Below are 23,865 nucleotides of genomic sequence, written 5' to 3'. Positions count from 1 at the left end.
TCAGTTGTTCAGAAGATTTAACATTACATTCGTAAATACTCTAGTTGGGACATTACTGTACGTTTTTTCTCCCCGAGCTTTCGAGTTGAATACCGGCAGGCGCCCGCTACAGAAGACTAGGATTTGCTCATGTATTTTTGGTAAGTGAACCGAATTGGCGAGGGAAACTTCACAGTTATTTTCCCGGTGCTTATTGAACTCGACAGCGAATGGATCGACTCCCAGCCTGCGAAACTCCCTAAACTGGCCCTCCGGGAGTGTAGTTCTCACCCAAGAGTCCTCTTTTCGAGTCCAGTAAAGAGGTTGGCCGTATTGCACCACTCGATAAAAGCCCGATTCCAGGAGGGAAACTGGGGTGCTGACACGATCCCACTTGAAATTCCTCGTAGCATTGAATCGATCAATTTCTGAATTGTATGCAGGGGGATCACTTGCTTCTTCTATAGCCCGATTCGTAAAGCGAAGGCCTTCCGACATCGTTATCGCAGCCGTACCTAGAAGTTTCGCCCCGGTTTCTCGCCTAAGGTTTTCGATCTCCTCTTTTCCGGTGAGCTGAACGAGCAGCGTAGTGGGCAGGGGCAGACCGGAAACATATTCAAGGTCCATCTCGATCAAATCAATCTTTAGTCCTCGAAGGACCGATTTCCAATTAGGAACCCTGTACCCGGCCAATCCGAACACGCCATTTGAATGCGGCACGCGGAATATCCGGGCACTATTGATCTCCCATGTCCGTTCATGCCAATCAATTTGACAGTGCCCCAAAGCTTCGAGGGCAGCAAACCAATAGTTGACCTGCTTCCGCCCCAAAATTTCTCCATGAGATGGGAGCAGCCACCTGAAAGCTGTCGCGATCTGGGAAAAACTTCCCTGTTGAAGGGCGCACATCCATTGAAATATTAGATCTCCAGGAGCTGCTTTCTCTTTAACTGACACGTGAAGAGCCCTCTCCTAGTACCATCGTCCACCGGTTGGGGTGCTTTACTCTATTAGCTGCATGCCATTCATATGCGAGGTCCACAGAAGAATCGACATGAAAAACCTCAGACGCGTTTGACCGCGGTCGCCAAATTCGCCAATTATGTCCATCTCGCTGAGCAATCCATACAACATCCGGTGCAACCCATGTTTCGAAAGTCGGGTTGTATTTTCCATTTAAGGCTGAACTTAAGAATCTAGGATCCGATTTCCTTCCTACATTTCTTATATTGCCACCTGCAATTAGGAAGAGCGTCTCATCGGCGGAGGCATACAGGACCTCGGGCTCTATTGTCTCTCGAAGATAAACGGGCGCATACCTGATCAGTCGATCGGCCTCATTAGGCCGATACGAATCAGATTTCTTATCACCAAAATCGGTGATCTCCCGATTGCTGGTTTTGAATTCGAAGAAGTGGCCCTTTACGCTAACTGTGTGGTAGCCAGCCTGGAGTCCGAATTCCCTTAGTCGGAGAACTCCACTCGTTATACTCACAGTGCTGGGCTTACCGCTTATCTCTATGGAAAATGATTCGCGGTCCTGGACGGGAATACCTACGATATCGGGTTCTGCCCCGGTTAGGTAAAGATCACTGACGAGGTTAGTAGACAATCTAAGACCACCCCGCATCTTTGGACGTTTACTGATACTCAATGATCGCTGAGCACCGAGGTTGAACGCTCGTCGAAATCGAGAGAGCTCATCTTCGCTCTTGAAACCAGCGATACTGACCAGAATCGCAGACCCCATTTGTCTTTTGAGACTTGGAATCTCGAGCACTTCCACTCGGTTATGAAAATACGAACCAAAGAACCGCTCTATTTTGCGCAATAAATGTTGTTCACAGCAAAGTACATATGCCTCGCCTGACATGGGATCTTCTACAGTGAGAAGCCCTCCCGTGACGGGGTCATCTCTTAGAAAGAGAATAGGACTTGCTCGGAATACGACCCCCCGTTTACCTACTGCGAGAGCCATACCCTTCATGATCGAAGTCACTGTATACGACTCTGGGATCTGAGCTAAGCGCCATTCCGGATCGAGGAGTTTAAACAGATCCAGGATGAAGTTACCCATCCTCAAGGATTGGGCGGGGTCATCCTCGGAAATCTCTATAGCCCAGGCTATTTCCTCTTCATAGGGATTAATCGATAAGTGAGCGGTACACCCTGTAGATCGTGACTCCACAGAAGTCGCTATCTGTTCACCGTCCCAACTTTCGGCCAGCTGATGAACAACTTCGGCTAAGAGTTCTTGATCGCTATGACTATTGAGAAACTTTCGGAAGAAGCTACTGAATCTCCTAGTAGGCGAATCCCATTTTTGGAGCTTATCTAGCAAGACCTGCGGGTGTGGTATCTGCCGGTTGGATAAATCAAGGTCACTAAAAAACTGGAATAGAATTCGTCTGTCACTTCCCTTAACCATGGCCTGAGAAAGCGCATAGCCGATCCGTTTCCTCGATGGAAGCGTTCGTATAGTAGATAGACCTACTGTGCCTCCTCGACTCTCAATCCAGTTATGTAGTAACTCCCAAAAATCAACAAGAAGGAGACTTGATTTTTCTCTGAGCTTAGTCACGAAGGCATCTGTGTAACCGTCTTTCAGCAGCAACTCCGCTAAAGGATCGTAGTAATTTCCCGCCCCTCGGTCTTGAGATTTCTCCATCCGACTGGCGGCTAGAACAGTCATAGCCAAGAGGGGAAGAACTGGCGGGGCTTGAACTCTATCCCCGAGCTTCCACCGTTTGACTAATTTCTCTACCTGTTCAAAAGGGACATTGTCCCGCGCAGGGTCGAGATACTCTAAGATTGCACTTCTCAAGCTCTCAACAGCATTCGCCTGATCACTGTAGATATTCGATAATTCCGCTTCATCCACGTAGATGAGGACCGGATGGTTTGGCCTGGAGAAGAAGTACTTTTCCAACTTCCCCTGCCAGGCAGCATAGTTTTGCAACAGATACATTCCAAGTCCTCCTACAGTGCAACTTTCCGATCCTGCTCCCTTACAAGAATCAATAGATCTCCACACTCCGAAAAGCCGTCAAGGTCGGTCGGGTTTTGTCAGGAGAACACAATCGGTTTCGATTTATCCTTCAGTCTAAACACTCGCGCTTCCCTTTCTTGCACAGAAGGCCGAACATACTTTTGATAACTAGAATCACTGAGCTATAGATCTTCATTTGCCTCTACCAAATCGCTTCTAGGACGAGCATAAATGCTATCTACACTTACCCTGACAACCCAGTTTCAGAACAGCTCGTGTAAGCGAAGTGACCAGATAAAACGCCAAAAGGCGGAGCAGCCTGAGCTGCTCCGCCTTAGGGGGGAAACCTTCAGAGGTTAGTGCGACAGGAAATTAATCCTTGGTCCACCACTTGTCGAGGGTCAGGCGTGCGATGGTGATGTTGTCGATGAAGTCGCCACGCACGGGGTCGGTGCCGGTGACGGCAGCCTTGATGTCCTCGGAGCCGGCGCCCTTGAAGAAGAAGGGCACGACCTGGTTGGTGTGGTTGCCGGAGTACCAGCCGTGTGCCGGGACCTGGCCAGCCTCGCCGGTCAGTGCCTTCCAGTTGGGCTCCTCGTCCTTGCCGGAGAGGTAACCGGTCTCGTGGTCGGCGGTGACGATCAGGAGGGTTTCATCCCAGGAGGAGTTCTCCTCAACCCAGTCGACAACAGCCTCGACGGCCTTGTTGAAGTCCTGCTGCTCCTCAATGTTGCGGGAGATGTCGTTGGCGTGGCCGGTCCAGTCGATGGCGCCGCCCTCGATCATGAGGTGGAAGCCGTCCTCGTCCTGGCCGAGGACGTTGAGTGCACCCTGGGACATGGTGGCGAGATCGATAACGTCGTTCTGCGGGACCGAGTAGGGGGCGTCGGAGAAGCCCGCGCGACCCTGCTGCAGGGTGGAAGCGACCTTGGCCAGGCCGAAGTACTGGGCATCCTCTTCAACCTCGCCGTTGGCCAGTGTCTCGAAGTCGGCGTTGTCCTCGACGTAGGTGAAGTCGGTCTCACCGGTGGAGAGGGCGTTGAAGTCGGTCTCGGAGATGTACTGGTAGCGGGGGGTGTCGCGGAGGTTGTTGGAATCGTCGTAAAGCGGGTGGCCAGCGCCCATGATGACGTCCAGGTCCGAGTTCAGCATCTCGGTGGCAACGCCGTGGTAATCGTTACGGTCTGCGTTGTGCGCAGCCCAGGCAGCCGGGGTGGCGTGGCTGAACGGCACGGAGGAGACGACGCCGGCGGCCTTGTCGACGGACACAGCGCGCTCAGAGGTGTTCTCGATGCGGTTGTCCTCGTGGTCCAGACCGATGGTGCCGTTGGTGGTCTTCACACCGGTGGCCATGGCGGTGCCGGCCGCTGCGGAGTCGGTGATGGAACCGGTGTTCACGTAGTTGTGATCGTTCCAGGCCTGGATCGGATCGTAGGCCCCACCGTGCTGGTAGGTGGTCATGGCCAGCTTGTTGAAGTCCTCGTAGACCTGAACTGCCTCGCCCGGCAGCTCCTCAAGGGTCTCAGCGTTGGCCTCGCCCTCAACCTGGTACTTGGTCTGGCCGGTCTCGAACAGGTTGGTGGCAGCAACATGGTTGTACCCCATGCCGTCACCGATCATGTAGATGATGTTCTTGGGCGCGGACGGTACTTCCGGGGCGGTGGAGCCGAAGTTGAACAGGTCGGAGGAACCGAAGCTGCTCTGGGCACCGACACCCGGTGCCAGGAGGCCAGCGAGGACGACGGCGGAGGCGGAGACAGACGCGACAGTGCGCAGTGCGAGGCGGGAAAGTGCCACTTTGTGAATCCTTCTCGAATAAGATCATCGAATAATTAGCCACACCAACACAGACGCAGGAGACATGTGAACCAGTCCAGCGCCGGGCAGGGGTGGGGGGATAAACCGCAGATCAGAGGCATGGTGTTATCTCTGATGCGGATATCCATAAGTTAAGGCTCATAGATTTCCGACAGGTTAACCTGAAAACAATTGTCAGTAAATGTCTGATGAAAGGGCGGGCATGTCACCCCGGCATCGTGACCGGGCTTGACGACGACCAGATGTTCGCCGCTGTGTTCGCATGTCCGCTGAACATGTCCACAGTCCCCGATAAACTCCAACCAGGTTGGGCAACACATGGAATGGAGGATGCGACATGGAACTGCAAGAAGCGCATTGGGAGTTGCATGAACGGTTCATCAGGATTGTTGATCTCCTGGGCGATCACCGCAGCCTCGTGGAGCGGGAAGCCGCGGTCTACGCCCTGTCCGCACTGGCGGATGACTGCGTGAGCCTGGGCGACAGCGACCTCGACAGGGCACACAGATTGCAACAGGCCTGCCTCAACCTCATCTGTGCCCAGCTACGGGATCCGCTCACCGGTGATGACCCCACCCCGGAGCTGTTGGTGTTCAAACACCGCGTGCAGGATCTGATCGTGAACCGGTTCCGCCCCAGATTCCTCGGTGGGATCGCCGACTGGTCGCATCTCTGGCTGGATCTGACCTACTGCCACCTGCATGATCTCGGATTCTCGCTGGCCACCCTGTCAAAACCGGTGAATTTCTCCCATGCCCACTTCCACGGCAACACCTCCTTCAACGAGTCTGAATTCCACGCACCCGCCGTGTTCACCCACGCCCGCTTCAACGGGTTGGCCTCAGTGCAGCGTGTGCAGTTCCATCACACCGCGAGGTTCACCGACGCGGAATTCACGGCCCTGGCGGTGTTCAACGAATCCCAGTTTGATCGTGATGCCTCCTTCGACGGGGTCTGTGTCACCGGTTCCGCCTGGTTCCGGGCGGTGACCTTTGATGCCGACGCTGATTTCACCGCCGCCCAGTTCTGGGATACCGCGCATTTCCAGGATTCCGACTTCGCCTCCTACACCACCTTCTCGCAGGCGCAGTTCACCTCCACCGCCCGGGTGGAGAAGTGCACCTTCCGCGACGGCGTGGACTTCTGCGATGTGTTCTTCGGTGGGTCGGTCTCCTTCAACAAGTCAGAGTTCATCGATTCCGTCTCCTTCGATGATTCCTTCTTCACCACCTCTCCCCTGTTCCGCTCCGCGATGTTCAACGAGGTGCAGTTCCACCGCACGCATTTCCACTGCCCCGTGCTGTTCGGCCCCTTCCAATTCACCGCGACCACCGATTTCTCGGACGCGGTGTTTTGCAGCGGATTCGGGCTCCACCCGGACCAGGGCAGCAACATGGAGCTGACCCTGGAGGGCACCTGCTTCGGCTATGACGAGGACACTGTATTGAAGGAACTGGATAACGCGATCCCGAGCGCACTGCTGAAAACGGCTACGTTTGACCACCACTGCGATTCGCCCCTGCAGATCCGGGGTCGGTGATTGTGTGCTTTCACCGAAACCCCCTACAGCGCACCGGGCACCTGACCATGCGGAGGTACCTGGCGGACAGCTACCTGACGACCACGATGCGGCGTGCCAGTGCCGCCACCGCAGCCACCATCTCCTCGGGGACCTCACTGTCCCAGGGGTCCGCGGCCACTCCCTCCGCCAGGAGCTGCAACACCTCGTAGGTGGGACTGCGAAACGGAACCCGGTTCGGGTCGCCCAAACGACCCTGATTCCTCCAACCCATATCAAAGAGCACCTCGCTGATCAGGCCCGGCCACTGCAGATAGGGTGCTCCACTGCCCGCCACCACGAGAGCCACCCAGCCGGCATGCTTTTCAAAAACCGTTTTCCCAAGGGGCAGCTTGGTCTGTAGCTGCTTTTCCCAGGCGCCCGGATCGAAGCGGAGTGCCTGCGCCTTCTTTGTGGGTGCAACCATGCCGGTGGACACCCGCACCAAGCCTAGAGAACGGCAGAACTCACGGATCTCCGGTAGAGGAGTCACCGATTCCGAGGTGATCCTCCTCGGCCACCAGGTATCCAATCCGGTGCGGGCAGCATACTCACGAACCACCGCTGGCGGCAGATATTTGGCGGTGGTGAGCTTCACCCCACCATCAAGCAGCTCCATGAGCTCAGTGAACGGCCGGAGCATCTCCGGGGTGAGCCCCGGACCAGAGGTGTCAGCGTCGTACCAGATATCCAGATTGAGGAGTTCCTCCAGATGCTCCCCCTGGAACGGAGGCAAAGTGTTGATCACCTGCTTCAAGCCCGGCGCCATCCGGCTGAAACCCGCCCGCAGCATGATCTGTATCTCCCGGGTTGCCTCTTCGGGATCAAAAGCCGCCGGATGCCAGTCACCGAGCCAGTGCCGATAATCATCCGCATCGATATGGGTTGGTTCGAGCTGCTTCTTAAACCCTGATTCCACCCACGGCACCACCACCTCGAGTGTCACCATCCCACCCATGTCTTCCGGTGGGCAGGCACGGGCACCCTCGAGGCACCGTGACTGGTCCGATGGGGTGTCCAGGATCTTTTCCACCGTGATGGTGTGGTCCCAGCTATCACCGAAGTCGTAGTGATAACCGAGCTTGTCACCCACCGCGGTAAGGACCTGATCGACCCGGAAATCACTCTCCAGAAACCCGGAGCCTTCTTCCTCAAACATAAACTCCGTGATGAACGGGTAATGGTCCTGGTCTTCAACAAACTCGTGGAGGTGGGAGTTCTGCCACCCCATCGCCCCCTGGAGCACGAGGTGGAAAACATCCAGGGTCATGTCCCCGGGAATCTCGATTCTGCGCCAGATCTCCGGAGTAGTGTCATTGAGCACCACTTTGAGTTGAAACCCGACCGGTTTGTCCGGCACAGGATGGATGGTAGGTGGCAGCCGTTTTGGGAATCCGAATGGATCGAGGTCAGCATCGTCCGGGAATGAGATCACTCCCTCATTTTACGTGATTCGGGGAGCAACCACACAGCCCTCGGTGTGATCCTCCGGCGGCTAGAGGGTTCGGCGGAGGTGGGTGTCGTAAAGCCGTTGGTAGAGCTTGACACAACCACCCACCGCGAAAGCCGCGAAGATCGTGCCCTCGCGCACCCCGACGAGCTCGCCGACGAAAATGAGGCCGATGGCGACCGCAATGAGAATGAGCGACCAGTCGAACAGCTGCTTGACCGTGCCGAACCTCCACCCCGACGCGATCGTAATCGCCGCGACAATCCCCTCCCCCGGTGAATAGAGAATGCGCGGGAGGATCTGCAGGAACACCCCGAGCGACACCGCGACGGCACCAACAATCACCGTGACCCCCTGCCACACATAATTCGACGGCTGGATGAAATCCATCATGTACAGCGACACATCGCACAACACCCCGAAGACCACGGCCACCAGGAACTGCCAGTACTGGAAGGTGACGAAACGGCTGCGCAGGATCACTTTCTGGGCGATAACCAGGACAATGCTGATCAGGATGGTCACCACACCGAAGGACAGGGATGAAGCCGCCGCGATGGCAGCCGGCACCGTGGAAATCGGTGTGGTTCCGAGATCAGCATGAACGGTCAGAGCGATGCCAATGGTCATGATCCAGACCCCGAGGAAGAACATCCCCCACCGCACCGGCGTGCTATACCGCGTGGAGGGATCCCTCGCTGACTTGTCTGCGACCATAAGAGATTATCTTAAACCAGCGATGCCGGTGACGAGGCCACCCGATGCGGTTGGAATCTGTTGGCCTGTGAGCAAGTCGGTGCTCACAGGCCAACAGCTGCGGGGTTTCCGGGCGGGGCGATGGCGGTTTCCTGCCTATCTGTTGGTGTGTGAGCAACTCGGTGCTCACAGGCCAACAGATCCGCCGCCCAGGGCCCCTACGCAGCACAACGCTCCGCATCTCCAACGGAGAGAATGCGGGGCGGGGGTTTCAGGCGTCGTAAAGCACAGGCCGCAGGCTAGCGGGCCTGGCCCTCACGGATCTGGCCGCGGAAGACCTGGCGTGCCTCGTCCTCATCGGGCTCGCTGAGGTAACGCTCCAGGCTGTCGTCGAGCTCCAGCATCCACGGGGTGTGGTGCTCGGCGGCCTTCGTGCCGGTGATCACGGAGGTGTAGGTGGCATCACGGAAGTTCATGATGTCGTCCTTCTTCGACTGCAGCCACTGGCGCTGGATCTTGGCCACCTCGTCGAGGTCGAACATCGGGTAGTCGGTCTGCTCGATGAGGTCCTTGACGTAGTCGCACTGGAAGTCGATCTGGTCGAACTCGTCCTCCATGGCGTTGAAACGCTCAAGCCACTGATCCATGTGGGCGCGCTGCTCCTCGGCGGTGGGCAGCTCGATGCGGCCGAGAATGACATCGCGGGCGTACCAGGCCTGGGCGTCGAACATGTTGAAGGTCAACCACTGGTCCTGCGAACCCAGCCAGAACAGCTGATTGTTCTTCTCGGAGACCACACCACGGTAGAGGGTGTCCGGGTAGATGTTGTTCGGGGACTCCAGGGCCAGACTGGACGGCAGGAACGGGTAGTGGTGCTTGTAACCGGTGCACAGGATGACGGCATCGAAGTCACGCTTCTCCCCGTTCTTGAAGTGCGCGGTGGAACCCTCGAAACGCTCCACCAGGGGCAGCTCCTCCATCTCCTCCGGCCAGCCGTGGCCCATCGGCTTGGTGCGGTAGCTGTAGGTGATGGAACGGGCACCCATCTTGTATGCCTGGGAACCGATATCCTCGGCGGAGTAGGATGCACCGATCAGGAGGATATCCTTATCGGCCAGGGTTTCCGCACCGCGGAACTCATGGGCGTGCATGACCTGGCCGGGGAAGGTCTCAATACCCTCGAAATGCGGGATGTTCGGGAAGTTGAAATGGCCGGCGGCAACAATGACATTGTCGTAGGTGTCGCTGGTGGTCTCACCGGTGCGCAGGTTCTCCACGCGCACGGTGAACAGCTTGGTGCCCTCATCGAAATCGACCCAGCGCACGGCGTGGGCGAACTTGACGTATTTCTTCACATCCGACTGCTCGGCGCGGCCGTTGATGTAATCCCACAGCACCTCGCGGGGCGGGTAGGAGGAGATGGGCTTACCGAAGTGCTCGTCGAAGGTGTATTCCGCGAATTCGAGGATCTCCTTGGGTCCGTTGGACCACAGGTTGCGGTACATGCTGGAGTGGACCGGTTCGCCATAATGGTCGGTGCCGGTGCGCCAGGAGTAGTTCCACTGGCCGCCCCAATCATCCTGCTTCTCAAAGCAGACAAGTTCAGGGATCTCCTGTCCCTTCTTCTCCGCTGACTCAAATGCCCTCAACTGGGCCATTCCACTCGGGCCAGCTCCGATGATCGCTACACGCTTCTTGCTCATACTTGCCTTCCCGACCACCCCTTTCACAAGGCGGCCTCATTCGCAGTGCGTGCAGGGGGCCGGGATGAACATGCCTGTCACACCCTGTGTCAGGGCAGCAACTGGCACACCGCCGGCCACGCTAGGGCCACACGCTCTTATCATGGGACCTGAAACCGGCGGTTATGCGTATAGGTGCATAAACTACCGGGGCAAAAAAATAGGCTCGCCCATGCGGCCACACTCGTCAGTGGGGGCCTACAAGGCGACAGCCTTTTTCGCTCTAGTCCGTAGACAACCTTATCAAAGTTAATAAAGTTCGCAAGTTTCGCTTATTTATCAGCCAGGAAATACCTTCAGATCAGCGTCTTCGCGGACCGGCGCGATCGGGGACGGACCACCTGCCGGCGCACGTTCGATCAGGCTCAACCACATCCGATCACGCCCGATCACGCCACCTCGGGCCCGAAATCCCCATCCAGACGCCGGTTATGATCCCGCGACAGCATCAGGGCCGGAATGGCGGCAAGCACCATGAGGAACACACCCCAGATATTGATGGGCATATACAACACGGCACCACCCATCAGGAGAAACATGAAGCCCATGGCCCTGCCCACATAGGGCCCGAAGGGATAATCCTCGGGATTGCCCACGAAGACGGGTAATCGCATGAAGGGATTCCACCGCGCCAGGTAAAGCGTGGTACCGATGGCCATCATCGAACCGACAATAAGGATTCCAAGTCCGGGTAGTAGTTCCATGGAGCCATTCCACCAGAATGTGTTCTGGGACACAACCCTGGAATTTGCTTTTATTCCAACTTTATGCAGACTCTTATGTCAATCCATCATTAATGCCAGCAACGTGGGCCTCCCGCCCTGAGCGGGGCCTGTGGGGTTCACCGGATGGCCTTGTCCACCATCATCGCCAGGATCCGCAGCGCTCCCCCGTTGATCACCTCCAGGGCCCGTTCCGCGATGAACCGTTCATTCACGGTGGGCGCGAACTTCTCCAGCATGGCCATCACCACCGCCAGCCTGGGGAATCTGCGGTCACGGCTCAGTCGGTGGAATGCCACCGCATACAGGGAGCTCTGCGCCATGGAGATCCCCCGCTGGATGAGTTGATTGTCCGGAAACTCCTGCAGTCTCCCGTATCCACTGATGGCCAGTTGCAGCTGCCGTGCCTGGCGCTCCCGTTTGCCGGTGTCATCCACGGGCACCTCGCGCAGCAAGGCCAGGGTCATGGCGTGCAGTGCCACCGCCTCATCGAGTTCGAGGTAACCCAGGTTGGTGTCCGCGGTCTTGCGTGCGGCCAGGTCCATGAACCGACGTTCCGCCCGGTTTTTGCGTTGGTCAACGGAGTCATCGGGATGGTCGTTGCGAAGTTTCTTCACATAGGCCTCCGCCTCCGGCAACATCTCCTCGAAGAGTTCACCAAAGGCCGTGGCCAGCTCCTCGGGACGGAAATCCTCCACCAGTTCGGCATCGAGAATCTGCCCCTCGTCGGCGGCCCGGGCAGCAGCATCCCCGCCCCGTTCGCCCGCGGTGAGTTCCGACGGCAGCCACCCATCGCGTCCCCTCCCCGGTCCCCGGAGGTTCACAAACGGCTGGATAATATGCACAGCTCCATCCAGCATCCGCTGGGTGGGGCGGGCGACCATCCTGATCACCCGGTGGGAGGGACGCAGGGCCGGATCCTCCAGCACATCCACCACCTCGGATAACACCCCGCACAGTTCAAGGTCGGCGGCGCGGTTACCCAGCATGAAGGTGCAGTCGGCGGCCAGGCCCGCGGCCATGGCCTCCGGATCATCCGTGGTCCGGATCCCTGCCAGCAGTGCACCCGCCAGACATTCCTCGGCGGCAACCAGCAGCGACAACCGGTGGATCCACCCATCGGGTGCCAGGGCCTTGCGGGTGGTGTCCTTCAGCTCCGCGGGATCCGCGGCGAGGAAACCGGCGGCACCGAAGACCACGGCCTGCCGCAGTTCATGGACGAGGTGGGACAGTGCCTCAATCTCCACCCGGTCCGTGGTGGTGCTCCGTCGTCGCTGCGCCAGCAGTTCATTGAGGTGGGGGCTGCCGGGGATCTCCAGGCGCCCGAGGTCCTCCACCGCATCCTGGTAGAGCGGTGCCGAGGTGTCGGCGATGTCCTGGATCCGGTTGTTCCACACCGCCGCCATGGCCTCGGCGATCAGGACCCGGCGCGCGGGGATCTCCGGCTCAATATGGGCGAATACCAGGGGGTCTTCCGCATCATCGATGAAGACCGAGACCACGGCATCATCGGCGAAGTCACCATTCAAACCCAGCAGTGTGAGCCCGTGGGCCACGGAGTCCACCGATAACCGGCCCGCGGTCATGTGACCGAGGATCTCCCACCGGGTGATGGCGGCCTCCCCACCGATCGCGACCGTGATGGGACCGTCGGTGAAGAACTGTGGTCCGCGTTCACTGAGCGTGGCATTGTGTTCGGCAGTCATACCGCCATGCTAACCGCTGTTATCCGGCGACAGCCATGGATCAAGCAACCGGCCACGGCGTCGGGCTATTCCACCACGCGTAATTGCGGGGCCTCGATCCGGTCGACCTGGGGTGGGCGGAAATAGGTGGGTTCGGAGGTTGGTTTCACCACATGCAGTGCGGTGGAGAACGTCAATCCGTGGATCTCCTCCACGGGCAGGTGCAGGTCATCCGCCGCCTGCTGGGGGCTGAACCGTTCCGGGGTGAACACCTGGGGGAACACCGAGGAGGTCTCATGGACGGGCAGGCCATCGGGCTCGCCGTGCTTGTAGCCGAGGGTGTGCAGTTCCAGCAGCATCCGTCGATAGGCAGCGTCGGACAGCCGCCCGGCGCGGTGGGTGGCCACCGCAGCCAGCATCGCCGAGACCCGGTAGTCGTTTTTCAACTCCAGCAGCTGTTCCACCGAGGGGTTGTGGGGCAGCCTCTCCAGGATCGCGGTGCGTGGCAGGAGCAGTTCGAAGGCGAAGAGGTCGGCCTCACGTTCCTGTTTCGCGGCGGGTGGTTCATTGCTGTGCAGGGTCAGATGCCCGAGCTCGTGGGCGATGTCGAAGCGGAACTGTTCGGGGGTTTTCCGCCGGGCGATGAAGACGAACGGCACCCGACCCGACCAGACGGAGAAGGCATCGACCTTCTCGGCGAGCGCGGGCAGACTGTAGGCCCTGATGCCGAAATACTCCACCAGGTGCACCATGTTGGGGATGGGTTGGGTGTCAATGCCCCAGGAGGTCCGCAGGAGTGCCGCGCCGGTTGCGGGGTCAGCTCCGCCCAGGTCAAGCAGTTTCAACTGCGGCAGGACGAACCGGCCGGCGACCCACCCCGCCAGCTCAACCGCATGGGAGGCGGCGGCGAGGGCGGCACCGCGGTGCCTGGCTGTGGCCCGGCGCCCGGCCCGGAAATTGATGTTGGCCGCCGGGATGTCCACGGGGTCACGCTGGGTGAAGAACTCCACCGGGAAACCCAGGTGGGCGGAGAGATCGGCACCCCGGGCCAGCGGAGCGCCGGAGCGCTCATAGCCACTGACCGTGCGGGGATTCACGCCGAGGCGTACCGCCAGGTCCGTCTTGGTCAGGCCCCGGCGTCGACGGGCCAGTTCAATGCGGTGGGGGTTGAGGAATCTGGGGCGCACACCCCAGTTCCGCGGGTGCGAAGTAGGCATGCTCATCCTCCTGGAGTTGTCGGCTTCATCGCCGCCAGACCGGGTGCCACCGGGTGCGGCGGAATGTCATCCATCACGTAAAGCAGGCCACGGAACCCGTCCCTGACCTGCTGTGATCCTCTCTCAATGATACCTGATTGTGATCAGATGGGAAGGGGTTTTTCCCGTCCCCACGCGCGCCCACGCGTATTGACACCGTCTCCGAGCGACCCCCTTCCCCGGCGAACGGGGTGAATATAATTCCCTGGCGCCCCTTGACAGACCATGCTGTCTGGGGTTGGGTTGGACACGCAATCGGTTTACCTTTTGTCCTCTCCCTGGAGCCCCGGATGATGAGGATCGCACCATTTCCACAGCAGGTGGCGCGGTAGGTAGGACCACCTCGCGATCAGGCGGGGAAACCCGGGGCAGCCCTTCTGCACACGCACAGATACGCATGCAGCCGCTCCCCGGGATCCCCTGCCCACCGCAAGGTCGGTCCCCACAAGGATTGCCGTGCGTCCTAGCCGGGATCTGCACGTTCGGCTCAAGCAGAAGGACTTTTCCAAGTGACTTCTTTTTTCTCCTCCACCATCGCCGGTGTTCCGCGGATCGGCGCGCACCGCGAACTGAAATTCGCCCTTGAGGGTTTCTGGTCCGGCACCGTGTCCGGCCGCGAACTCGGCCAGACCGCCACCACGCTGACCAATGATTACTGTGACCAGCTGGCCGCCGCCGGCCTGGACAGCATTCCGACCGCGGGGCGTTCGTACTATGACGCGATGTTGGACACCACCGCCCTGCTGGGTGTCTTCCCCGAGCGGTTCCAGAACCTCGATGACCACCCCAATGACGGCCTGCCCGCCCACATCGACCGTTATTTCGCCACCGCCCGCGGTACCGCGGAGCTCCCGGCGAGCGCGATGACCAAGTGGTTCGACACCAACTACCACTACCTGGTGCCCGAGTTGTCGGCGGATACCCGCTTCATCCTCGATGACACCGCTCTGCTCACCGATATCCACGATCAGCTCACCCGTGGCCATGATGTCCGCCCGGTCCTCATCGGTCCCCTGACCTATCTGTCCCTGTCCCGCACCACCGACGGGTCTGATCCGCTCGATCACCTGGAGACACTCTTCGAGGTCTTCGAACGCCTGCTGGCCAAGCTGCCCACCCCCTGGGTGCAGCTGGATGAACCCTCCCTGGTCACCGATGTCGCACCGGAGGTGCTGGAGCGGGTCCGTGCAGGCTATGCCCGTCTGGCCACCCGGGGCGGGGTGTTTGTCAACACCTATTTCGGTGCCGGTGATCAGGCGCTGGACACCCTGGCCGGCCTCGGTCTGGGCGCGATCGGCGTTGATCTCGTCTCCGATGGTGTGACCGCGCTGGAGGCCTGGAAGGGCGAGGAACTGCTGGTCGCCGGCATCGTCGATGGCCGCAATGTGTGGCGCACCGACCTGTGTGCGGCCCTGGGCACCCTGCGTCGACTCCAGGCACGCGGCCCCGTCGCGGTGAGCACCTCCTGCTCACTGCTGCATGTCCCCTACGCCCTCACCGCCGAGACCGGGCTCAACCCGGAGGTGCGCGAGTGGCTCGCCTTCGGCGAGGAGAAGGTCCGGGAGGTGGTCGCGCTGGCCGATGCGCTGGCCGGCGAGATCAACGAGTCGCTTTTCGACGCCGCGGCCGCCGCCCTCGCGGACCGTCGCCACTCGGTGCTCACCGCCGCGCGGGATGCCGACATCACCGACGCCGACCGCAGCCGCTCCCCCTTCGAGGTGCGCGCCGCCGCCCAGGACGAGGCCCTGGATCTGCCCCCGCTGCCGACCACCACGATCGGTTCCTTCCCGCAGACCCGTGAGATCCGGTCCGCGCGTGCGCGTTACCGTGCCGGCCACCTCACCCCCGAGCAGTATGAGGACGCGATGCGCGCCGAGATCGCCCAGGTGATCCGGGCGCAGGAGGACCTCGGTCTGGATGTGCTGGTTCACGGCGAACCGGAACGCAATGACATGGTGCAGTACTTCGCAGAGTTGCTGGATGGTTTCCTCACCACCACCAACGGCTGGGTCCAGAGTTACGGCTCCCGCTGTGTGCGTCCGCCGATCCTGTTCGGCACCGTCACCCGCCCGGAGCCGATGACCGTGCGGTGGTTCGCCCACGCCCAGAGCCTGACCAACCGGCCGGTCAAGGGCATGCTCACCGGTCCGGTGACCATCCTGGCCTGGTCGTTTGTCCGTGATGATCAGCCCCTGGCGGTCACCGCCGACCAGATCGCCCTGGCGCTGCGCGAGGAAATCACCGACTTGGTGGACGCCGGCGCGAAGATCATCCAGGTGGATGAGCCTGCCATCCGCGAACTGCTCCCCCTGCGCCGGGCAGAGCAGGACGCGTACACCCGGTGGGCGGTCGGTGCCTTCCGCCTGTCGACGTCCACCGCCCCCGACCATGTCCAGATCCACACCCACATGTGCTACTCCGAGTTCAATGAACTGATCCGGTCAATCATCGACCTGGATGCGGATGTCACCACCATCGAGGCGGCCCGCTCGGACATGCAGGTGCTCGCCGCCCTGAAATCCTCCGGGTTCCACCTCGGTGTGGGGCCAGGTGTGTGGGATATCCACTCCCCACGTGTGCCGGAGCTGGCGGAGGTCTCACAGCTGCTGTCCTCCGCCCTGGAGTCCGTGGATCCGAGGCGCCTGTGGGTCAACCCGGACTGCGGTCTGAAGACCCGTGGTTGGGAGGAGACCACCGCCTCCCTGAAGGTGCTGGTCGCGGCAGCGGAGCAGGCCCGCACGGACCTGCTGCAGCGGGCGTCGACAAGCGCCTGATCAGCGGAATCGCGACACCGCCGCGAGCCCGGCGGCCAGCGGCACCACCGTCAACAGGATCGCGATCCCCATGGCCGTGCCGAAACCGGTGAGGGTCACCGCGAGCTGCATGGTCGCACCCAGGGTCGCCGCGCCGACCACGGCGCCGACCTGCCGGGCGGTGTTGTACACACCGGACACCGAACCCACCAGATCCTGCGGCACATCACGCAGGGAGATCGTGGAGTTCGGCGCCCAGCACATCGCATTGGCCACACCGAAGAGCAGGATCGGCAGCAGCAGGGCCCAGGGGGTCGCATCGGCGATCATGAACACCGCGAACAACGACATGGCGGTGATCATGGAGGCGAACCCGATCCTCGAGATCGTCCCCGGTGCCACCCGGTCGGTGAGCCGACCAATCACCGGGGACATGAGCACCGACAACACCCCCATCGGCACCAGCATGAGACCGGCGGTCTCCGGGGGCATGTTCTGCGCGGTCTGCAGGTAGAGCATGATGGGCAGGTTCACCGAGTAGACGGTGAAACCCAGGGTGAACACCGCGAAGGCGCCGCGGGAGAAATTATGCGTCTCGAACAGGCGCAGCGGCATCAGAGGGGCGGTCGAGCGGGTCTGCATCCACACAAACAACACCAGGGCCGCGATACCACCGGCCAGGGACAGCCAGATCAGCGGTCCGAAACCCAGTTCCGGTCCCTGTTGGAGTGCGACCACAATGCCGAGGACCGCAATGAGACTGACCACCCCGGAGAGGTAATCAATCCGTGAGGCGCCCCGGGGCAGGGTGGGCACATAGCGCGCCACCGCCACCAGCGAGATCAGGCCCAGGGGCACATAGACGAAGAACACTGCACGCCACCCGACCGCACCCACCAACACACCACCGACAACCGGCCCGAACAGACCGGCACTCGAGGCGACCGCGCTCCACACACCGGTGGCCGCTCCCCTACGACTGTGGGCGAAGATGCGGTGGATGATGCTCAGCGGCTGCGGGTTGAGCAGGCTGCCACCCAGGCCCTGGAAGGCACGCGCCAGGATGAGCAACTCGATGGTGGGTGCAAACGCGCAGGCCAGGGCCGCGGCGGTGAACAGCGCCATGCCCGCCAGGTACACGGTGCGCTGCCCGAAACGGTCACCGAGACGGCCGGTGATGAGCAGGGGCACGGCGAAGGTGAGCAGATAGATCGCCGATACCCACACCGCCTGGTTGAGGCTGGCGCCCAGGTCCTCCCGGATCCGTGGCAGGGCGACCGCCACCAGCGACTGGTCCAGCAGGGTGAGGAAAAGCCCGACGCTGAGCGCGCCGAGGGCCTTCCAGGCGCGGTTCTCCGGGATCGGTGGGGTCGTGGTAGCGGTCATGGCCTAGGCAGGTGTGTTCACTTGTTTGATGGGCAGGGTCTCCCGGCCGAACATCCAGAACACCGCGGCCAGCAGACCGATGACACCGCACAGCATAAAGCCGTACTGGAAACCGAAGGCACCCGCGATCGCGCCGACGAGGATGGGGCCGGTGATGGCGCCGAAGTCCTGGGCCATCTGGAAATTGGCCAGGACCTTGCCACCGGCGCGGTCGGAACCGATGACGTCGGCAAGCACCGCCTGCTGGGAGGGGTTGAGCAGACCCGCGCCCGCGCCGGCCAGCGCCGACAGGATGCACAGGGCCCAGATGTTGGTGGCGAACCCCAGGGTGGCGGTGAACAGTGCGTTGGTGATCAAACCGGTGATGATGAGGGGTTTACGCCCGATCCGGTCGGACAGATCACCGGAGAACTGCAGACAGAGGGCATTGCCCGCGGCGAAGGCGGCCATGGCGAAACCGGCCGCCACCCCACCGTTGGTGAAGATCGCCGCGGCGAACAGCGGCAGGGTGGCCACCCGGACACCGAAGTTGGACCAGCCGTTGGCGAACGCGCCCACCAGCGCGGAGCGGTAGGCGGAATCCCGGACGGCCTCCATGAACCGCAGCGGGGCCACACCGGAATCGGCCCTGGACCGCAGGGAATCATCCACCTTCGGCATCTTCCACCACACCACCAGCGCCGCGAGAGCCACGGAGGCACCATAGATGACAAACGGGGGACGCATACCCAGCGTGGACAGCGCGGCACCCACCACGGGGCCGATGATGTTGCCGAACAGGAACGCCGAGGCGTAGGTGGAGGAACACCGGCCGCGGATCTCCACCGGCGCCATCCGCACGATCAGGCCCATCGCGGAGACCGTGAACATCGTCGAACCAATACCCGCGATGCCACGCAGGGCCAGGATCTGCCAGTACTCCTGGGCGAAGGCGACGAGTCCCGTGGTCACCGCGACGATGAGCAGGCCCGAGAGGTACACCCGGCGGGATCCGATCCTGTCGATGAGTGTGCCCGACACCGGCGCGAACAGCAGACGCGCACCGGCGAAGATGGACACCACCGCGGACGCGGCGGCGAGGCTGACATCGAAGGTCACGACGAACTGCGGCAGGATCGGCGCAATGAGCCCATAACCCAGGGCGATGATAAATGCAGCGGCGACCAGGACCCAGATCTCCATGGGGATCTTCGGGCGCACTGTCTGCGCTGCCGGTGGTGCAGGCGTGGATGCGGGTGTGGATGCGGGCACCGGTTCAGGATTTTGTTGAGTATTCACCATTTCCTGATCAAGGCTAGCCCTGTTGGGGCAAATATTCCATTGAGCTGCACCGGGCGAGACTTATTCAAACATGTTTTCTACAACTATTCGAACGCGTGTCCGGTGGGTGTTCTATCCTCGACACCATGATCAAACACATCAACCGCTTCGCCCCGCTCCCCTCCCCCACCCGCCACGCCGAATATCTGCGCACCACCTTCCCCGAGATCACCGCCACCGTGAACTCCATGATGCGACACCCACGATCACTCGCGCGCCCGGTTCCGACCTGGCGTCCGCCCAGCACCCGCCTACCCGGGGATGAACCACTCACCCTGACGCTGTCCCGCATGCGGGTCGGGGACGCGGTCCGGGAGATCGTCCGCGGCACCGGCGAAACCCGTGCCCCGGCCTATCTGGTCACCGTGCGCATCACCGCCCCCTCAGGCCGACGCGTCCCCCGCACCGCCGCAGAGGCGTGGGTGCGCGCCCTGCTTGCCGACGACCACATCACCGCCGTCCATCAACTCACCGATGAACCGGCACCCACCTTCTGCTGGCTGGTAGATGCCCGCTTCACCCCGGTGCGGTCCCCCGCCTCGCTGTTCCAGCAACCGTCAGCGGCGGCCTAGCGCACGTCAGGAATGGCCGAGGTTGCGCACCAGGGTCCACCGGTTACCCGGCGGCACGCCATCACTGTGGAACTCGTGGAGGACGGAGCGCACCAGGGCCATGCCGCGGCCGGATTCATCATCATCAGAGGCCTGCGCAATTTCCTCCCAGTTGATATCCAACACCTCAGCATCATCCTGGAGGATCGCCTCCAACCGGTCATGATCCGCGGACAGTGTCACCCAGATCGACACGGGTCCCTCATTGTGTTTGACCAGGTTGGTCGCGATCTCACTGACCGCCAGCATGAACATCATCCGGTTCTCATCCGTGACATGGGGAGCCTCCTCCCAGAGGCCCTCCACGCCGTCCAGAATCTCATCGACAAATGACAGATCCGATTTACCCTGCAGGGTGCGGGTCACTCTCTGGGGAGCATCCATCAGACACTGAAAGCAGCATCGGCGGTCGGGTGGCTCCGCAGCACCCGATCCAGGTTGGTCAGTTTCAGGATGGTCATCACGCTGTCCGGCACCGCGGCAATACGCAGGTCACCGCCGGCGACACGGGCGCTTTTCAGGCCACCGATCAGCGCACCCAACCCGGAGGAATCAACAAACGTGGTCTCCCCCAGGTCCACCACGATCTGGATTGTGCCCTGCTCGATGAGCTCGGTGACGGTCTTGCGCACAATGGGGGCACCGATGGCGGTCAGACGCCCCGATACGGCGATCACAGCGTAGGTGTCATGGTGGGTGGTGGTCAGGTCCATTTATTCTCCTTCAGGTTTCTTGCTGATCTCCGCCGCGCCCACAGATTCGGGTTCCGGCTCAGCGGGTTCGGTAAAGCCACGGTAGAACGCCGCCTGAAGGATCACGCTCAGAACCACGAGGTCGTAGATCACCCAGAGGACGTTGACAATGGTACCCATGGAATCAGCCACACCGACGATCACGCGGCCGACACCGATGGCCATCGCAAGCACCAACACCACCATCGCGGTGAGCTGGGGCCAGATCTGACGGAAGGGGATTCCGCGTTCATCACGGCCGTCCTTCTTCGTGACAGCGAAATCAAGTGGACGGCCGAACCACACATTGAGTGTGGCGGTCCAACACGCCTTGATCCACACCGGGAACAACGCCAGCGAATACTGTTGCCCCCTCCAGGTGCGCATACCCCGGGCCACGAACAGGAACAGCAACTGGTTGATGATGAAATACGGCAGGAAACGCACGAAGAAGTCACCACTCCACGCGGTCACCGGCATGACACCGAAGACCAGATAGATCACCGGTGCCGCGAGGTAGATCACCGCGGTGAAACCGGAGAGGTAACTCCACATGGTGGCAAAATACATCAGTCGCTGCCCTGCGGACAGGCCCTTCTTCACCATCGGGTTGTCACGCAGCATCACCTGCAGGGTGCCCTGCGCCCACCGCAACCGCTGGGTGAGCATAGTGCGCAGATCATCCGGGGCCAGGCCCCGGGCGAGAATCTCATGATGGTAGACACTGCGCCAGCCCTGGGAATGAAGCTGCATGGCGGTGGCCATGTCCTCGGTGACCGAGATGGTCGCGATCGGCTGGATCGGCTGGGCCTCATCGGAACGGTCGATCTGGAGGGCGTCGAGAAGCTTGCTCACTGCCTCCACCGCACCCAGGGGGGGAGAGGTTGGTGGTGGCCAGGCGGTCCAGGCCGGTTTCGCTGAGCACCGGGAGGTCCAGTTCGCTGTCCCGATCCACGGGCAGCTGGGCGAGGGCATCCAGGTCCGCCTGGATGGTGGCGAAATCCCGGGCGAGGAGGTTATCGGCGGCGGTGTCGATGGAACGTCGCAACGCGTAGGTCGCGTCAGCCACCGGCTCACCCGCACGGATCTGGGCGCGGGCCCTCTTGATCTCCCCGCGCAGGTTCTCCAACTCGGTCCGCAGTTCGGGGTCGGTGGTCTCGCGAATCTCCTTGGCCATGATCCGATCGGCGGTCTTCAACGCCTCCTGGGTGGACTCGGTGATCTCACGGACATACCCGACAATGCCCATGCGCATCAGGGCCTCACGACGCAGGATGGCGTTCGACCCGCAGAAGAACGCCGCATTCCACCCGTCCTTGCCCTGCTGGATGGGACCGTAGAACAAGGGTGCCTGGCTGCCGAGGGGATCGGCCTCATCGACATTGCTGAACCACTGCGGGGTCTGGACCAGGGCCACATCGGGATCATCGGCAAAGTACCCGAGGGTGTTGCTGAGAATCAGGGGGTCGGGGATCTGGTCTGCGTCGAGGATGAGCAAGAACTCACCCTCGGTCTGGAACAGGGCGTTGTTGAGGTTGCCGGCCTTGGCGTGACGGGGCTTGTTGCTCCAGTCATCCGAGCGGGTGATGTACCCGATGCCCGCCTCCCGGGCGGCGCGTTCCATCTCGGGGCGGTTGCCGTCGTCAAGCACCCAGGTGTTGTGCGGGTAGGCGATGTTCTTCGCTGCAATCGCCGTGGTCATCACCAGATCAATGGGCTCGTTGTAGGTAGTGATGAACACATCCACCGTGCCCTGTGGTGGGGAAGCCGGCCGGGGGCGCTGTTTGGACTTCCAGACGGTGAGACTGAACAGGAAGGTATCGAGCAGCGAATAGGTCTCGGCGATGACCAACGGCACCGCGATCCACCACGCCTCCCAGTTCACCGACACCATCCAGCGCCACACCACATAGTTGACACCCATGATGACGGACAACACCGCCAGGATGCGGATGATCACGAATCTCACTGTCACTGATCTCTCCTGATGGCAATGACGGTGATATCGTCGGTGGCCCGCTCATCAGTGGTGGCCAGACGAACCGCAGCCTGAACCGACTCCTCGGGGCCGAGTGTGTTGATGGCGCGTTCCACCTGGGGGAAGGGATCAGCCGGGTCGAGCACATCCAGCAGCCCATCACTGCAGCATAGGAAGGTATCCCCCGGTTGCAGCTCCGCGAAGGTGGCGGTACGCCCATCGGGCTCCCCCATGCCCAGGGGAAGCTGCGTGGACCGGAGCTGGAGCCAGGTGCCGTCCGGGCTGACGATGAAACTGAGGCCATGCCCGGCATCCACCAGTTCGATCTCCCCGGTCTCCGGGTCAAGATCCGCATGGGCTGCGGTGGCGAACAACCCCAGCTCCCCCACGGTGTCATCCAGGAGGCAATCGACCTCGGTGAGGGCCTCTGTCAGGGGTCGTTGTGGTGCGGTACGCAGGGATCCCCTGATTCCCGACGCCACCAGGGCGGGGCCCAGCCCCTTGCCCATGACATCGACCACAGTGATCCGGAGTCTCCCGTCTATGACGGTCAGATCATAATAATCCCCGGACATCCTGCCCTTGGGAATGATCGCCGCCGCGATGGTGTACCCGGGGAGCTCCGGGGTGTCCCGCGAGATCATTGCCCGCTGAACCACCTCGGCATTATCCAACTCCTGGTCCTGATCAAGCTCCACCTCCACCCAGTAGGCAAGCTCACTGAGCAGCTCCCGGTCACGCTCATTGAACTCACGCGGGGTGGTGTCAACGATGCACAGAGTACCCACCGGTTCCCCACCCGGCGCGTGAAGGGGATGACCTGCATAGAACCTCAGATGGGGATCCCCCGCGACAAAGGGATTGTCCGCGAATTCAGGAAGGGTGGAGGCATCCTCGACAATGAGTGGCTCGTTACGTCGAACAGTTTGATCACAGAAGGAATCCTGCCGTGGGGCTTCGTTTCCCCCCCAGTCCGATCTGTGCCTTCCTCCACTGACGATCCCGGTCGATGAGAGACACACTGACCATGGGGACGCGGAAGAGGTCCTGCGCCAGCCGCACCACCCGTTCCACTCTTTCATCCGGTGGTGTATCAAGGACGCCCATCGCGTCAAGGGCCGCTTGGCGCTTCTCCTCGTCGATCACGCGCCGCTCCTCTCGTCTGAGCACGAAATCTTTAGTTGATCTTGA

The 23,865-nt window shown here is 61.1% G+C and carries 20 protein-coding genes; 3 read left to right on the top strand and 17 right to left on the bottom strand.

Going from position 1 to position 23,865, the window contains the following annotated elements; all coding sequences use genetic code 11:
• The 3 genes from CE_RS15220 to CE_RS06145 form a co-directional block, all read right to left on the bottom strand.
• Entirely contained in the window at nucleotides 1–936 is a 936-nt protein-coding gene (locus CE_RS15220; protein ID WP_011075349.1) for a hypothetical protein, read from the bottom strand.
• The gene (locus tag CE_RS14845) at nucleotides 926–2,947 is read right to left on the bottom strand and encodes a hypothetical protein (protein WP_006769823.1); all 2,022 of its coding nucleotides are present in this window, start codon (nucleotides 2,945–2,947) and stop codon (nucleotides 926–928) included. Before CE_RS14845 ends, CE_RS15220 begins: the two co-directional genes overlap by 11 nt.
• A 393-nt stretch (nucleotides 2,948–3,340) precedes the next feature.
• Nucleotides 3,341–4,765, bottom strand: coding sequence for an alkaline phosphatase (locus CE_RS06145; RefSeq protein ID WP_006769824.1), 1,425 nt, complete (start codon nucleotides 4,763–4,765; stop codon nucleotides 3,341–3,343).
• Nucleotides 4,766–5,123: 358 nt separating this feature from the next.
• Here CE_RS06145 and CE_RS06140 point away from each other — a divergent pair, with 358 nt between their 5' ends.
• Nucleotides 5,124–6,326 (top strand): pentapeptide repeat-containing protein, encoded by a 1,203-nt coding sequence (locus CE_RS06140; protein WP_006769825.1) that lies wholly within the window; start codon nucleotides 5,124–5,126, stop codon nucleotides 6,324–6,326.
• A 70-nt stretch (nucleotides 6,327–6,396) separates the two neighbouring features.
• On the opposite strand, the gene CE_RS06135 is transcribed toward CE_RS06140, so the two are convergent.
• The 6 genes from CE_RS06135 to CE_RS06110 all read right to left on the bottom strand — a co-directional run bounded on the left by CE_RS06135 (nucleotide 6,397) and on the right by CE_RS06110 (nucleotide 13,856).
• Nucleotides 6,397–7,704: a plasmid pRiA4b ORF-3 family protein gene (locus CE_RS06135; RefSeq protein WP_006769826.1), complete on the bottom strand. Its 1,308-nt coding sequence runs from the start codon at nucleotides 7,702–7,704 to the stop codon at nucleotides 6,397–6,399.
• A 135-nt stretch (nucleotides 7,705–7,839) separates the two neighbouring features.
• Entirely contained in the window at nucleotides 7,840–8,511 is a 672-nt protein-coding gene (locus CE_RS06130; RefSeq protein WP_006769827.1) for a YczE/YyaS/YitT family protein, read from the bottom strand.
• A gap of 278 nt (nucleotides 8,512–8,789) precedes the next feature.
• Nucleotides 8,790–10,193: an NAD(P)-binding domain-containing protein gene (locus tag CE_RS06125; RefSeq protein WP_006769828.1), complete on the bottom strand. Its 1,404-nt coding sequence runs from the start codon at nucleotides 10,191–10,193 to the stop codon at nucleotides 8,790–8,792.
• A gap of 428 nt (nucleotides 10,194–10,621) precedes the next feature.
• Entirely contained in the window at nucleotides 10,622–10,936 is a 315-nt protein-coding gene (locus CE_RS06120) for a hypothetical protein (RefSeq protein WP_006769829.1), read from the bottom strand.
• A 137-nt stretch (nucleotides 10,937–11,073) separates the two neighbouring features.
• On the bottom strand, nucleotides 11,074–12,660 hold the full coding sequence (locus CE_RS06115) for a hypothetical protein (RefSeq protein ID WP_006769830.1): 1,587 nt from the start codon (nucleotides 12,658–12,660) through the stop codon (nucleotides 11,074–11,076).
• Nucleotides 12,661–12,725: 65 nt separating this feature from the next.
• The gene (locus tag CE_RS06110; protein WP_162096717.1) at nucleotides 12,726–13,856 is read right to left on the bottom strand and encodes a helix-turn-helix domain-containing protein; all 1,131 of its coding nucleotides are present in this window, start codon (nucleotides 13,854–13,856) and stop codon (nucleotides 12,726–12,728) included.
• A gap of 548 nt (nucleotides 13,857–14,404) precedes the next feature.
• Between CE_RS06110 and metE the strand changes: the two genes are divergently transcribed.
• Nucleotides 14,405–16,669, top strand: coding sequence for a 5-methyltetrahydropteroyltriglutamate--homocysteine S-methyltransferase (gene metE / locus CE_RS06105; protein WP_011075342.1), 2,265 nt, complete (start codon nucleotides 14,405–14,407; stop codon nucleotides 16,667–16,669).
• Here the strand turns inward: metE and CE_RS06100 are convergent, their stop codons facing one another.
• Together CE_RS06100 and CE_RS06095 are read right to left on the bottom strand one after the other, a co-directional pair.
• Nucleotides 16,670–18,034 carry a DHA2 family efflux MFS transporter permease subunit gene (locus tag CE_RS06100; RefSeq protein ID WP_006769833.1) on the bottom strand — a complete coding sequence of 455 codons (1,365 nt, stop codon included), beginning with the start codon at nucleotides 18,032–18,034 and terminating at the stop codon, nucleotides 16,670–16,672.
• 3 nt (nucleotides 18,035–18,037) lie between these two features.
• Nucleotides 18,038–19,216, bottom strand: coding sequence for an MFS transporter (locus CE_RS06095; protein ID WP_006769834.1), 1,179 nt, complete (start codon nucleotides 19,214–19,216; stop codon nucleotides 18,038–18,040).
• A 224-nt stretch (nucleotides 19,217–19,440) separates the two neighbouring features.
• Between CE_RS06095 and CE_RS06090 the strand changes: the two genes are divergently transcribed.
• Nucleotides 19,441–19,926: a hypothetical protein gene (locus CE_RS06090; protein WP_006769836.1), complete on the top strand. Its 486-nt coding sequence runs from the start codon at nucleotides 19,441–19,443 to the stop codon at nucleotides 19,924–19,926.
• A 6-nt stretch (nucleotides 19,927–19,932) separates the two neighbouring features.
• Here the strand turns inward: CE_RS06090 and CE_RS06085 are convergent, their stop codons facing one another.
• Genes CE_RS06085 through CE_RS15415 form a run of 6 tightly spaced genes read right to left on the bottom strand, consistent with a single transcriptional unit; the run spans nucleotide 19,933 to nucleotide 23,820 of the window.
• The gene (locus CE_RS06085) at nucleotides 19,933–20,331 is read right to left on the bottom strand and encodes an ATP-binding protein (RefSeq protein ID WP_231295157.1); all 399 of its coding nucleotides are present in this window, start codon (nucleotides 20,329–20,331) and stop codon (nucleotides 19,933–19,935) included.
• Between the two features lie 17 nt (nucleotides 20,332–20,348).
• Nucleotides 20,349–20,678, bottom strand: coding sequence for an STAS domain-containing protein (locus CE_RS06080; RefSeq protein WP_006769838.1), 330 nt, complete (start codon nucleotides 20,676–20,678; stop codon nucleotides 20,349–20,351).
• Nucleotides 20,679–21,551 (bottom strand): glycosyltransferase family 2 protein, encoded by an 873-nt coding sequence (locus CE_RS15785; protein WP_143758432.1) that lies wholly within the window; start codon nucleotides 21,549–21,551, stop codon nucleotides 20,679–20,681. It lies immediately after the preceding gene.
• Nucleotides 21,508–22,671, bottom strand: coding sequence for a glycosyltransferase family 2 protein (locus tag CE_RS15780; RefSeq protein WP_006769840.1), 1,164 nt, complete (start codon nucleotides 22,669–22,671; stop codon nucleotides 21,508–21,510). Before CE_RS15780 ends, CE_RS15785 begins: the two co-directional genes overlap by 44 nt.
• Entirely contained in the window at nucleotides 22,668–23,696 is a 1,029-nt protein-coding gene (locus CE_RS06065) for a PP2C family protein-serine/threonine phosphatase (RefSeq protein ID WP_162096716.1), read from the bottom strand. The genes CE_RS15780 and CE_RS06065 overlap by 4 nt, the downstream gene beginning before the upstream one ends.
• Nucleotides 23,605–23,820, bottom strand: coding sequence for a hypothetical protein (locus tag CE_RS15415; RefSeq protein ID WP_162096707.1), 216 nt, complete (start codon nucleotides 23,818–23,820; stop codon nucleotides 23,605–23,607). The genes CE_RS06065 and CE_RS15415 overlap by 92 nt, the downstream gene beginning before the upstream one ends.
• Between the last annotated feature and the right edge of the window lie 45 nt (nucleotides 23,821–23,865).

The sequence above is a fragment of the Corynebacterium efficiens YS-314 genome (assembly GCF_000011305.1).
In the GTDB taxonomy this organism is placed as follows: Bacteria; Actinomycetota; Actinomycetes; order Mycobacteriales; family Mycobacteriaceae; genus Corynebacterium; species Corynebacterium efficiens.
This window is presented reverse-complemented; position numbering and strand designations above follow the sequence as displayed.

Bases quoted from the DNA above. Each gene is read 5' to 3' on its own strand.
- CE_RS14845 (WP_006769823.1), bottom strand. From the start codon at position 2,947: ATGTATCTGTTGCAAAACTATGCTGCCTGGCAGGGGAAGTTGGAAAAG.
- CE_RS06140 (WP_006769825.1), top strand. From the start codon at position 5,124: ATGGAACTGCAAGAAGCGCATTGGGAGTTGCATGAACGGTTCATCAGG.
- CE_RS06130 (WP_006769827.1), bottom strand. From the start codon at position 8,511: ATGGTCGCAGACAAGTCAGCGAGGGATCCCTCCACGCGGTATAGCACG.
- CE_RS06125 (WP_006769828.1), bottom strand. From the start codon at position 10,193: ATGAGCAAGAAGCGTGTAGCGATCATCGGAGCTGGCCCGAGTGGAATG.
- CE_RS06120 (WP_006769829.1), bottom strand. From the start codon at position 10,936: ATGGAACTACTACCCGGACTTGGAATCCTTATTGTCGGTTCGATGATG.
- CE_RS06115 (WP_006769830.1), bottom strand. From the start codon at position 12,660: ATGACTGCCGAACACAATGCCACGCTCAGTGAACGCGGACCACAGTTC.
- CE_RS06110 (WP_162096717.1), bottom strand. From the start codon at position 13,856: ATGCCTACTTCGCACCCGCGGAACTGGGGTGTGCGCCCCAGATTCCTC.
- CE_RS06100 (WP_006769833.1), bottom strand. From the start codon at position 18,034: ATGACCGCTACCACGACCCCACCGATCCCGGAGAACCGCGCCTGGAAG.
- CE_RS06095 (WP_006769834.1), bottom strand. From the start codon at position 19,216: ATGGAGATCTGGGTCCTGGTCGCCGCTGCATTTATCATCGCCCTGGGT.
- CE_RS06090 (WP_006769836.1), top strand. From the start codon at position 19,441: ATGATCAAACACATCAACCGCTTCGCCCCGCTCCCCTCCCCCACCCGC.
- CE_RS06080 (WP_006769838.1), bottom strand. From the start codon at position 20,678: ATGGACCTGACCACCACCCACCATGACACCTACGCTGTGATCGCCGTA.